The sequence below is a fragment of the uncultured Winogradskyella sp. genome, assembly GCF_947498005.1.
Classification (GTDB): Bacteria; Bacteroidota; Bacteroidia; order Flavobacteriales; family Flavobacteriaceae; genus Winogradskyella.
Genome location: NZ_CANMIW010000007.1, coordinates 33,907 through 45,464, shown reverse-complemented (window position 1 = coordinate 45,464; position 11,558 = coordinate 33,907). Strand labels below are relative to the sequence as shown.

At 32.0% G+C, this 11,558-nt stretch carries 11 protein-coding genes and 1 tRNA gene; 11 read left to right on the top strand and 1 reads right to left on the bottom strand.

Going from position 1 to position 11,558, the window contains the following annotated elements; translation table 11 throughout:
* The first annotated feature begins 88 nt into the window (after positions 1-88).
* The 4 genes from Q0891_RS13070 to Q0891_RS13055 all read left to right on the top strand — a co-directional run bounded on the left by Q0891_RS13070 (position 89) and on the right by Q0891_RS13055 (position 3,524).
* A complete protein-coding gene (locus tag Q0891_RS13070) occupies positions 89-652 on the top strand; it encodes a TetR/AcrR family transcriptional regulator (protein ID WP_299102240.1) in 564 nt (187 codons plus the stop codon).
* Between the two features lie 64 nt (positions 653-716).
* A complete protein-coding gene (locus Q0891_RS13065; RefSeq protein ID WP_299102239.1) occupies positions 717-1,463 on the top strand; it encodes an SDR family NAD(P)-dependent oxidoreductase in 747 nt (248 codons plus the stop codon).
* Between the two features lie 105 nt (positions 1,464-1,568).
* Positions 1,569-2,549: an alpha/beta hydrolase gene (locus tag Q0891_RS13060; RefSeq protein ID WP_299102238.1), complete on the top strand. Its 981-nt coding sequence runs from the start codon at positions 1,569-1,571 to the stop codon at positions 2,547-2,549.
* Between the two features lie 9 nt (positions 2,550-2,558).
* Positions 2,559-3,524, top strand: a complete 966-nt coding sequence (locus Q0891_RS13055; protein WP_299102237.1) for an alpha/beta hydrolase — start codon at positions 2,559-2,561, stop codon at positions 3,522-3,524.
* Positions 3,525-3,732: 208 nt separating this feature from the next.
* On the opposite strand, the gene Q0891_RS13050 is transcribed toward Q0891_RS13055, so the two are convergent.
* On the bottom strand, positions 3,733-5,301 hold the full coding sequence (locus Q0891_RS13050) for a hypothetical protein (RefSeq protein ID WP_299102236.1): 1,569 nt from the start codon (positions 5,299-5,301) through the stop codon (positions 3,733-3,735).
* 357 nt (positions 5,302-5,658) lie between these two features.
* On the opposite strand from Q0891_RS13050, the gene trxA reads away from it, so the two are divergent.
* The 7 genes from trxA (at position 5,659) to Q0891_RS13015 (ending at position 11,545) form a co-directional block, all read left to right on the top strand.
* Positions 5,659-5,976 (top strand): thioredoxin, encoded by a 318-nt coding sequence (trxA, locus tag Q0891_RS13045; protein WP_179004445.1) that lies wholly within the window; start codon positions 5,659-5,661, stop codon positions 5,974-5,976.
* A 79-nt stretch (positions 5,977-6,055) separates the two neighbouring features.
* Positions 6,056-6,985 (top strand): DUF58 domain-containing protein, encoded by a 930-nt coding sequence (locus tag Q0891_RS13040; RefSeq protein ID WP_299102235.1) that lies wholly within the window; start codon positions 6,056-6,058, stop codon positions 6,983-6,985.
* Positions 6,986-7,195: 210 nt separating this feature from the next.
* Positions 7,196-7,269 (top strand) — tRNA-Asp (locus tag Q0891_RS13035).
* 302 nt (positions 7,270-7,571) lie between these two features.
* On the top strand, positions 7,572-7,889 hold the full coding sequence (locus Q0891_RS13030; RefSeq protein WP_299102234.1) for a hypothetical protein: 318 nt from the start codon (positions 7,572-7,574) through the stop codon (positions 7,887-7,889).
* A 640-nt stretch (positions 7,890-8,529) separates the two neighbouring features.
* Complete coding sequence (locus Q0891_RS13025; protein WP_299102233.1) at positions 8,530-8,706, top strand: hypothetical protein; 177 nt, start codon at positions 8,530-8,532, stop codon at positions 8,704-8,706.
* Positions 8,707-8,854: 148 nt separating this feature from the next.
* A complete protein-coding gene (locus Q0891_RS13020; protein ID WP_299102232.1) occupies positions 8,855-10,873 on the top strand; it encodes a tetratricopeptide repeat-containing sensor histidine kinase in 2,019 nt (672 codons plus the stop codon).
* 3 nt (positions 10,874-10,876) lie between these two features.
* Positions 10,877-11,545 carry a response regulator gene (locus Q0891_RS13015; protein ID WP_299102231.1) on the top strand — a complete coding sequence of 223 codons (669 nt, stop codon included), beginning with the start codon at positions 10,877-10,879 and terminating at the stop codon, positions 11,543-11,545.
* Positions 11,546-11,558: the final 13 nt, after the last annotated feature.

Genomic DNA, 11,558 nt, shown 5'->3' with positions numbered 1-11,558 from the left:
TGAGGTCATTTATCATCTATTTTTATTGTAATACAAATAAAAACAGACAGACCTGTCTGTTTTTAAAAATATTGTATATATTTGCATCATGAAACATGCCGAAGTCAAAGATAGAATTACAGAAACGGCCTCATTTTTATTTTATAAGAATGGGTATAATTCTACAGGTATCAATCAAATTATAGCAGAAGCGGGCATTGCTAAGGCAACCCTTTACAATCATTTTAAATCCAAAGAGGAGATTTGTTTGGCTTATCTTCAGCATAAGAATATCAATTTTCTAAAAGATTTTGAAGTGTTTACGACGTCAAAACCGAAGGGGAAAGCCCAGATTTTGGCAATATTTGATTTCTTGCAATTGTTTTATCAAGATAAAGATTTTAATGGCTGTTGGTGTATAAAAACGGTTTCAGAAATTCCTAAAGATAACGAGAGTATTAGAAATGAAATTCAATCTCAAAAAAACGATTTTATAGTACTTATTGCTAAACTGATTACGAATAATTTAGAAACCGTTAAAAGCGCGCAAGTCAATTCTCTAGCTAGGCAAATTTATTTACTGTACGAAAGTGCAGTAGGAGAGAGCCACCTACATCAAGAAGACTGGCCTATTGTGGAGTCTAAAAATTTATGTGAAAAAATAATAACCTAAAAAAATTTACACAAACAAAGACAGACTTGTCTGTCTAATTTTAACACTTAAATAAAAAAATAAAATGAAAGAATTTGAAAACAAAGTTGCCTTAGTTATAGGCGGAACAAGTGGAATAGGTGCAGCAACGACAAATGCACTTTTAGAAGGAGGAGCAACTGTACATATTGTAGGTAGAAATACAGCAAAAGTGGCTGATGCACCAAACCTGGTAAAACATACGGCCAATATTTCTAATACCACAGACGTCGATGCTTTAGTGGCTGAAATAGATGGCTTAGATAATTTAGACTACTTAGTAAACGCATCGGGAATTTTTGGCCCTAAGCCATTCTTAGATCATACGATGGAAGATTACAATTCGTATTTAGATTTAAACAGAGGTTTTTTCTTCTTAACCCAAAGTGCGGCTAAAAAAATGAAAGCCACCAAAGGTGGATCTATCGTTAATGTAGGATCCATGTGGGCAAAACAAGCGGTAAAAGCGACGCCGTCATCTGCATATTCTATGCAAAAAGCAGGTTTACATTCTCTAACACAGCATTTAGCGATGGAGTTGGCCGAGGATAACATTCGTGTTAATGCGGTGTCTCCAGCTTTAGTAAACACACCAGTTTATCATGGCGTTTTTGGTGGTGAAGCAGCAGCTAAAGAAGCTTTAGTTGGCTTTAACGGTTTTCATCCTATAGGTCGTTTTGGAGAGTCTGAGGATATTGCGCATAGCATTGTCTTTTTATTATCAGATAAAGCCGCTTGGGTAACAGGTGCTATTTGGGATACCGATGGTGGTGTTATGGCTGGAAGAAACTAAAAACTAAAAATTATAAGTAAAGAGCCATAACTACAGTTGCTTTGGTTATGGCTTTTCTGTATTACAAGTGTCACAAAATCTTGATGCATTAAATAAAATTTAACTATGAAAAAGTTCTTATTAATAGGGAGTCTATTGTTACTGTTTGTCTCGTGTAATGACCAAGACGTTGTAAAAGAGAATTCTTTGTCTCAAGGTTCAACAACAATAGAAACTAGCAAAACAGCACCTGTAAAATACAAATCATTAGAGGTTAATGGTGTCACTATCGCTTATAGAGAAGCTGGTAATCCTAAAAACCCAACCATTGTGTTATTACATGGTTTTCCGGCATCCTCTTATCAATACCGTAAAGTATTGGCACAACTTTCTGATGCGTATCACTTAATAGCACCGGACTATCCTGGTTTTGGTAATAGTGATTTTCCCGATGCTAATACTTTTAAGTATACTTTTGATCATATAGCTGAAACAATCGATGCCTTTTTGGAGCAGTTACATGTGAATTCTTATGCGATAATGATTCAAGATTATGGCGCGCCAATTGGATTTCGTTTAGCGACTGACCATCCCGAGCGTATTACGGCTATAATTAATCAAAATGGTAATGCTTATGAGGAAGGTTTAGGAGAAGCTTGGGCTGGTATTAGAGCACTTTGGAAAGACAGAACTAAAGCTAATGAAGACGCCCTGTTATCTGCTTTTTCTTTAGAAGGTTTAAAATGGCAATACACACATGGTGTAAGAGATATTGAGACTGTAGATCCTGATGCTTATAACTTAGATTACTTGAGATTGTCTAGACCCAATGCACATGCTGTAAATTTAGATTTGTTTTACGATTATCAGAATAACGTAAAATTGTATCCCAAGTGGCAACAATATTTAAGAGATCACCAACCGCCATTACTAATTGTTTGGGGCAAAAATGATGCGTTTTTTCCTGAAAGTGGTGCTAAAGCCTTTAAGAAAGACGTAGAAGATATTGATTATAATATATATGATACAGGCCATTTTGCATTAGAAGAAGAAGGGGATGCAATTATTGAAAAGATTAGATCTTTTATGAACGCTCAAATGAAATAGAATTTAAGAATGAAACATTTATTAATACTTATTACGGTTTGTTTAAATTTTTATGGTTGTGAGACGACTACTAAAACAACTGAAAAACACTATTTTTTACCACCTGCAACCACCTATAATAATGTAGACATCGATGGCGTAAAATTATTTTATAGAGCGGCAGGCGATAAGAGCAATCCAACCATCGTATTATTACATGGTTATCCGTCCTCGTCGCATTCATATAGAAACCTTATTCCAATGTTAGCAACACATTATTATGTGATTGCACCCGATAATTTGGGTTCGGGTTATAGTACGCATTTAGATCCGACCACAACGACCTATACGTTTGATTTATTAGCCGATTATACCCAAAAATTAATCGACACCTTACAAATTGACACGTACGTAATGTATATGCAAGATTTTGGTGCTCCTGTAGGTTATAGAATGATGATGAAAAATCCCAAACGCATAGAAGCCTTAATTGTACAGAATGCCAATGCCTATTTAGATGGTTTAACACCACAGCGACAGGTTTTTTTTAGAACCGCACAAACCGATAGCTCACAAGTGAAGCACGATTTCTTATACAGTTTAACAGGAAAGGAGGCTATAATTAACAAGCAATACTTATTTGATTTAGACAGTACGAATATCAATATACAAAGTCCGGATGCATGGACACACGATTTGGCATTTCTGAGTTCTGAGAAAGATAGAGAAATTCAGGTGCAGCTGTTTCAGGATTATAATACCAACTTAATCCGTTACCCAAAATGGCAAAAGATGTTGAAAACCCATCAGCCTAAAATCTTAATTGCTTGGGGGAAAAAGGATTTGAAATTCAATTATAAAGGAGCGGAAGCTTATTTAAGAGATGTGCCAGATGCCGAAATACACTTGCTAGATGCCGGTCATTTTGCTGCAGAGGAAAAGACTCGAGATATCGCCAAACTTATTTTAGAATTTTTATCTAAACATGGTATATAATAGTCAATTAATATAGTAGTGTTGTTTTATTTAAAGTCTGTTGGCAACATTTTTTTACATCTGTACATGAATAAAAAAGATACATTGCATTACCCGACTCCTGAAATGAGCCCAAAAGTAAAATAGCTGAATTAGTTTTAATTAAAGTTGAAAAGTATCTATAGATGCTTAGCCTAGATTACTTTGTCGTAATAAAATAATAATTGAACTATTTGGTAAAAGCTAATTCTTGGCAGAATTTGATTAAGTCTTCGGCATTGTTTTTAAAAACTTTGTTATTTACTTTTTTAATCAATTCGGCGTTTCCTTTAGCCAATCTCTCAAGGTTCTTGGTAAAGCTAAAAATATAAGATTTTGATAACGTAGATGTTCCGGTTTCACTATCTGGTAATACAATTACAGGTTCTTCATTATAAAAAAGATATAGATTTATTTTATCAGACTCAACTAATACTTTACAAAGTTTTTCTTGTGTAGTATTGAGAGGATCTTGGTTTCCTGTTGTCTCTTCAAAATTTATATTTTTATAATGTGTACCATCGATAAACAAGACCTCATTTAATTCTTTGGCGCTTCTTATTTCAGTTCCAATTGGTGTGCCATTATCAGCATATCTTACCGTATTAATTTTATAGGCAATATTCTTAATGTCTTTAGTGTCCATTTCTACTAGAGTGGTATCGCTAGTTTTAGTGACGATGTAGGCTTTAATTAATTCTAAGCTTAATGTAGAGCTGTTTTCAGGTTGTTCTACAATTGGTTCTGCCACTATATTACTTAAGTCTTCAGTAAGTACATCAAAGTGTCTTGTATTAGTTTGGTTGGCATTAAATCGTTCTATTAATTCATTTGCTATACGAATTAAATATTTACCATCAGATTTATCGTAGTCATTATCAATTAATTTTTGAGCATACAGTTTGGTATCTTCTGGCATGTCTAAATAGTAATACATTTTAGCAATGTTATAATAACTGGCATATCTCATTTTTACCTCTTTCTTTTTGGTGCCAGTATATTTAGGTACTAAACTATTAAAGTAGTCTATAATAGGTGCTAATTCGTTTTTTAAGTTGTCTACAGATTCGTCAGATCTCATTTTAGAGAAAGCTGCTTTCATCGATTCAAAAGCTTCCATGTGCTTACCATATTCTGGATGTTTCTTTTTGCCTAAAATCCAGAAATGTTCACTTTTTTTATTTATAATTTGATAACCATAAATATTATTTAAATTACTATTAATTGTATTGAGTATAAGTTTTTGGTGTTGAGAATTATGGGTGTTTCTCAAATTACTACGATTGTTATTGTAATAGTTTTGCGCGGCTTTATAGGTTGAAAACTTTTTACTTTGATAATTATCTTTTTCGGAAAAATCATTTTGATAATCATTTTCAATATTTTCTGAATTACTAACAGAAATGCTGGCAGATGAAGTGTAAGTAACGTGTACTTTGTAAGAATAGGTAGTAGAAATAACGTTACCATCATCGTCTTTTTTTTCGTGTTTGGTCTTTTTTATTTCAACTTCTCCAACGTTTGTGCCATTAAAACGGTAGTTGATATCTAATGTTCCGTTTTCATTTACTCTAGAAAAGCCAGATAACGCAATTGCTCTTTTATTCGTTGAGAAAGTTCTTTTGAGATCATCTAAAATAGGATGTGTAGGGAGTTTTACATAAGATACATTGAAGTATTCTCTGTCTAGATTTGCACTTTGAGAAAATGCAAAAGTATAAGTGAAAATAATAAAAATTAGAGTAATTGTGTTTTTCATAAGTAGGTGGTCAATTTGTTTCTTATGCAACAAATATATATAAATATTTGAGTGCTTAAATGAACATTTTCAGGTAGTAATGTGATGGTTACGTTTAAATTGTGAAAATTAATCATCTATCGAGTAGATTTAAAGAATTATACTTGTTGATTACATAAGATGCTTCCTAATTGTTTAATTGACATCTATGATTAAATTTAGAAAGTATGTTTAAATTTGATAAGCCTAGAAAATACATGTATAGTCAAATCCTATACAGCCATTGTAAGGTTTGACAAATATTTTGACTAATTTTGTAGTTCCATTGGTAGAGCAATGGTAAAAAAACGAAGTAGAATATTATAAAAAATAAATATTATGGCATTAGAAATAACAGATGCAAATTTTGAAGAAACAGTTTTAAAAAGTGAGAAGCCAGTAATGGTTGATTTCTGGGCTGCTTGGTGTGGACCATGTCGTATGGTAGGACCAATCATTGATGAGATCAGTACAGAATACGATGGTAAAGCTGTAGTTGGTAAAGTAGATGTAGATGCTAACCAAGAATTTGCAGCAAAATATGGTGTAAGAAACATACCAACGGTTTTAATTTTTCAAAACGGAGAAGTTGTTGGTCGCCAAGTTGGTGTTGCACCTAAAAATGCATATTCAGACGCAATTGACGCATTATTATAGTCTGAAATTAAAATAAGTTTCTAAAAGAAATGATAAAAGGTTTGCCTATATGGTGAACCTTTTTTAGTTTCGGTAACGAATGGATTTACAACAAGAACTCAACAAAACAGGAGGTTTTAAAAACCTAGAATTATTGGCAAAGCAAGTTGTAGAAGGCTTCATTGCTGGTATGCATAAAAGTCCGTTTCATGGATTCTCTGCGGAGTTTGCTGAGCATAAGGTTTACAATCCAGGAGAAAGCACAAAACATATTGATTGGAAATTATACGCAAGAACCGATCGATTATACACCAAACGCTACGATGAGGAAACAAATTTGCGTTGCCACATTATTTTAGATAATAGTAGTTCAATGCACTATCCGGAATCTGCTGGTGCCACAATTGAAAACCTTAATAAAATTGCATTTTCAGCCTTAGCGAGTGCATCGCTAATGCATATTTTAAAAAAACAACGCGATGCAGTTGGCTTAAGTATATATAGTGATAAGTATGATTTTTATTCTCCAGAAAAAGGGAGTGAACGTCATCACCAGATGTTAATGCATAAATTAGACGATGCTGTAAAGTCTAAGCCTGATACAAAAACGACCGAAACATATAGATACTTGCATCAGATTGCTGAAAAAATGCACCGAAGATCGTTGATATTTATATTTACGGATATGTTTCAAACATCCGAGGATGATGAGAAACTGTTTGAAGCCTTAAGGCATTTAAAACATAATAAGCATGAAGTCGTATTATTTCATGTGTATGATAATGAAAAAGAAGTAGCCTTTGATTTTGATAATAGGCCAAAGCGTTTTATTGACGTAGAAACAGGTGATTATATAAATTTATACGCAGATAACGTAAAAATAAATTATGAAAAAGCTGTAAAAGAATACTTTACAGACTTAAAGATTAAGTGTGGACAATACCGCATAAAGTATGTAGAAGCCGATATAAATGCAGGTTTTGATAACATACTTACTACATATATGATAGAACGTCAAAAATTCGTTTAGCTAACCAATTTAGTATTATGATTTATCTCAATTTGCTCACTTATTGTGATATAATACAGAATATGAAAGGAAAATGACTTTTATTAAAGTGCTAATTATTAGTGTTTTAGTTTAAAAGGGGATTATAATGTAGAATCAATTTTTATTTTTTCAGTTTTTTATTTGTCAAATTAAAAATGCAGTGTATATTTGCACTCGCAATTAAGCAACGGTCTGGTAGTTCAGTTGGTTAGAATGTCGCCCTGTCACGGCGAAGGTCGCGGGTTCGAGTCCCGTCCAGACCGCTAAAATTGCAAAATAAAGCTTCAAGAAATTGAGGCTTTTTTTAAGCAATATAACGATGTTGTGTTGTTCTCAGAGGAATCTGAGAAGTAGTTTACCAAAGTAATTTGGTATTCCAATGAGAAGCTTTCCTTTCTTTCTGAATAAGAAGATTGGGATGCTTTTTTGTTTTTTAGCAAGTCTATTTCTGTTAATATGTCTAAAAATCAACAAGTTAGTTCTAAAAATACGTAGTTCTACGTATATCTTTTATGATATTTTGGTTGTAATTTTATCTGGTGTAACCAATTAATTCAAGAATATCATGGCAAGAATAATCGCAGTAGGTAATGTTAAGTCTGATGGAACTATTTATAGTTCAACTCCTGGAATTACAATAAACACTAGAGATGTTTATGATGGTAATATGTATAAGGTGGAATTACCACGAGGTTTGGTTCTACACAATGACTATACCATTCAACTTACACAAGAGTTGGTAGATGATGGCGATCAAGACCATTATTTTACAGCCATTGGTTATCTTTTTAGAACCAAGAGAGATTTTCAAGTAGGAATTATAAGAGGAAATAATGGGCAGTATATTAAAGGAAATTGGAGTTTCACGCTGCTAGATCTTTAACAAACTCTTATCTCTATTCATTTTTTACAATTATTTGGTAGAATTAAGGGGTCTAGTTACTTGTTATGAATTAATTCTAAAAATAATTGTAAAAAATTAAATTTTTAAAACACTGATTTTCAAAATGTTTAATAGAAATTGTATGAATGATTACTTTTTATAACTTATAACATGTGACGCCTTTTATATCTGAGTGTCTTATAAGTGCTATTAATCGTTAGGGAAAATTGGATTACAAGAAATTGTAGTCCTTTTTTATTTTCTATAGTTTTTAGCTTATTTATCTCAATTCGTCTTAATTTTTAAGCATGACTTAATCATCTATTAATCAGCGCTTTGCAGGTTTGTTGTTTGTTTTTTGTCGTTATAAAAACGTTGTTTATCGATGATTTATTAGGATATTATAAAAATACTTCTATCTTTGTCGTCCTTCTTAAGACCTCAAATCGCTTATAAAGGAAAAGTTTAGTCCATTTTACTAGTTAGGCATTAACTTGTCTAGAAAACTTCCCTCGTTTTTAATTTAGTATAGTTTTAGGTATTGCCTAGAGCAGTTAATAATCCATTCCCTTCCCTCTATGTATCGCTTTGCGTTACAAATTTTGAAATTGAATAAACGTTAACCCTAAATTAAATACTTATGAAAACCCTTAAAATTACTTTTGCTTTAGCTGCTGTTTTATTATTAACTGTATCTGGAGTGCAATCTGATGGTGTTGTTGCTACAACTGCTGAGAACGATGAAATTAAGCAACCAACTAAGATTGAATTATTAGCTCACGTAAAAACAAAGCTAAAGAAGCCAAACAATGGTTAATTAGTAAATATAATATGGAATAAAAAGTCCTCATCATTATGATGAGGACTTTTTTTGTTTGTTATTTTTAGTTTAGTAGAAAAAGAAAATATTTTATTTTAACTTTGAGAGACATATTAAAATCCGGATATTGAGATTAAGTGTTTTAATGATTCTACTATTATTGTTTTTCGTTACGTATAGTAGCGCTCAAACAACAGCTAATAAAACCTTATCAGATAGTGTTTTTGAATTAATAAGAAATTCTAAAAACAAAAATATTTCAGAAGAGGGTAGGTTCACTTTTGCGAAAAAGGCTAATTCTCTTGCAAAGAAAATTAGTGATGATTCTCTTTCTTTAATAACAAATAGAAATATTCTTAGTTTCTATTTTGACAATGATCCAAACGCGTACATTCAAACTAACCATAGGATTCTTAAACTATCTAAATCTTTAAACGATTCTCTTTCTCTTGGTAATGCAAATTATGCACTTGGTTATTCATACCATGTACAGCAGTTAAATGATAGTGCCTACTATTATTATTCAACAGCAGTTAAAGTTTTTGATGGGTTAAATGATAATGAACAACTTTCTTATAGTTTAGGTAGCTTATCAGCATTACAATTTGAAAGTAAAGATTACTATGGAGCTGAGGAAAATACGGTTAGAGCGATTAAAGCTTTAGATAATGTAGAGGAAACTAACGATATTCTAGATCAAAAATGGATCTTAAATACTAATTTAGGAAGCATAGCAGGTTCATTAAAAAATTATGATAAATCATTAGAGTATCATGAAGAAGCCTTAGTTACGGCAAATCGTATGGATGAGGATTTTAACAATGGCATATATAGTTTAAATAACATTGCATTCGTCAAAAGAGAACAAGGGTATTTTGAAGAAGCGAAAAATATTTTTGCCGATGTTTTGCAGAGTAAAGACTTACAACAAGAGGATCCTTCTTTTTATGCTCTAATACTAGAGAATTTGGCTTATACAACTTACTTAACAGGTTCTTATACTGAAGAAAATGTAATTGCACTTTTTGAGCAATCCAATAAAATAACCGATAGTATTAATGATAGAATTACAAGAACAGGTGCAGCTGTTAGCATGTCTAAATTTTATAAAGGTATTGGCGACACTAAAAAGGCCAAAATTTATGCAAAAGTGGCGTACGATTTAGCTAAAGAAACAGAGTCTAATGAAATTTATTTAGAGTCAATGAAAATTCTTTCTAAATTAGATAAAGGTGAGGAAGGGAAAAATTACCTATATGAGTATATAAGGGTAAGCGATAGCTTATTGCAAGTAGAACGAAACGTTAGAAACAAATTCGCAAGGATTGAGCTAGAAACAGACCAGTTAGAAGCAGAAAACGAGCAAATTTCACAAGAAAATGTATATCTCATCTTTATATCCTTAGGTTTATTTGTTACCGCTGTTTTAACTTATCTATTTATTTCTCAGCGTGCCAAAAACAGAAAATTAAAACTGATTCAAGTTCAGCAAAAGGCAAATGAAGATATTTATAATTTAATGCTTGGTCAACAAGATAAAGTTGATGAAGCACGTGCTAAAGAAAAAATTAGAGTGTCTAAAGAATTACACGATGGTGTTTTAGGAGGACTTTTTGGCGTAAGACTAAGTTTAGATAGTATAAATTTTAACGAAGGAAAAGAAGCGATGATGACTAGGGCAAAATATATAAGTCAGCTTCAAACTATAGAACAAGATATTAGAAAGATATCTCACGATCTTAGTGTAGATTTTGAATCTGGATCTAGTTTTATGGATATAGTTTCAGAACTTATTGACACCCAGGCACAAGCCTATAATATAGAAAAAGAATTCATTTATACTGACACTATAAGTTGGGAGTTGGTGCCAAATAAAACTAAAATAAATATTTATAGAATTATTCAAGAGTGCATGCAGAACATCTATAAACATGCCAATGCAAATATCATAAAAATTAGTATTTCACTAGAAAAAGAGTTAATTTGCTTAGATATCATTGATGATGGCGAGGGCTTTGATACTACTAAAAGTAAAAAAGGTATCGGATTAAAAAACATGAAGTCTCGAGTTGAGGATTTTAGTGGTGAAATCAATTGGTCTTCCCAATCTGGTAATGGTACAACAGTTAACGTTAAGATTCCCTATTTAAATCAATCAGAATAACTTATGAATCACATCAGCATTTTAATGGTAGACGATCACCCAATCATTATTGAGGGATACCAAAATGTATTAATGGCTACAAAGCATGACGATCAAGAACTACACGTAGAAACTGCAAATAATTGTGATGAAGCTGTTGCAATGATAGAAAGAGCTTCAAAGAAATATCCATATAATGTCTGTTTTTTTGATATAAGTCTTCCTGGATCTAAAGACGGAAAATATGCCTCCGGAGAAGATTTAGCTTTATTGGCAAAAGAATTAATGCCAAGAGCAAAAATTGTAATTCTAACGATGTTTAATGAAACTTTTAGAATACATAATATAATTAAAGAAATAGATCCTGATGGCTTTTTAATTAAAAGCGATCTTACCTCAATGGAATTAGCTGATGGTTTTCAGCAAATCATAAAATCACCTCCTTATTACAGTTCTACAGTTAGTAATTACCTCAAGCAAACTATTTCTAGTGATATATATGTAGACGATATTAACAGAAAAATTTTACATTTATTATCTCAAGGTATAAAAACTAAAAACCTATCTGAGTACATAAGTATTTCAAAAAGTGCTATCGAAAAGCGAAAAAAACACCTCAAATTATTATTTGGAATAGAGGATGGAAAAGACGAATCTTTGTTAAAAGAAGCTCGAGAAAAAGGTTATTTATAGTAATTGTGGTGTT

Excerpts from the sequence above, each read along its gene's own strand:
- Q0891_RS13050 (WP_299102236.1), bottom strand. The coding sequence starts at position 5,301 with ATGAAAAACACAATTACTCTAATTTTTATTATTTTCACTTATACTTTT.
- Q0891_RS13020 (WP_299102232.1), top strand. The coding sequence starts at position 8,855 with ATGATTCTACTATTATTGTTTTTCGTTACGTATAGTAGCGCTCAAACA.
- Q0891_RS13070 (WP_299102240.1), top strand. The coding sequence starts at position 89 with ATGAAACATGCCGAAGTCAAAGATAGAATTACAGAAACGGCCTCATTT.
- Q0891_RS13030 (WP_299102234.1), top strand. The coding sequence starts at position 7,572 with ATGGCAAGAATAATCGCAGTAGGTAATGTTAAGTCTGATGGAACTATT.
- Q0891_RS13040 (WP_299102235.1), top strand. The coding sequence starts at position 6,056 with ATGGATTTACAACAAGAACTCAACAAAACAGGAGGTTTTAAAAACCTA.
- Q0891_RS13055 (WP_299102237.1), top strand. The coding sequence starts at position 2,559 with ATGAAACATTTATTAATACTTATTACGGTTTGTTTAAATTTTTATGGT.
- Q0891_RS13065 (WP_299102239.1), top strand. The coding sequence starts at position 717 with ATGAAAGAATTTGAAAACAAAGTTGCCTTAGTTATAGGCGGAACAAGT.
- trxA (WP_179004445.1), top strand. The coding sequence starts at position 5,659 with ATGGCATTAGAAATAACAGATGCAAATTTTGAAGAAACAGTTTTAAAA.
- Q0891_RS13015 (WP_299102231.1), top strand. The coding sequence starts at position 10,877 with ATGAATCACATCAGCATTTTAATGGTAGACGATCACCCAATCATTATT.
- Q0891_RS13060 (WP_299102238.1), top strand. The coding sequence starts at position 1,569 with ATGAAAAAGTTCTTATTAATAGGGAGTCTATTGTTACTGTTTGTCTCG.
- Q0891_RS13025 (WP_299102233.1), top strand. The coding sequence starts at position 8,530 with ATGAAAACCCTTAAAATTACTTTTGCTTTAGCTGCTGTTTTATTATTA.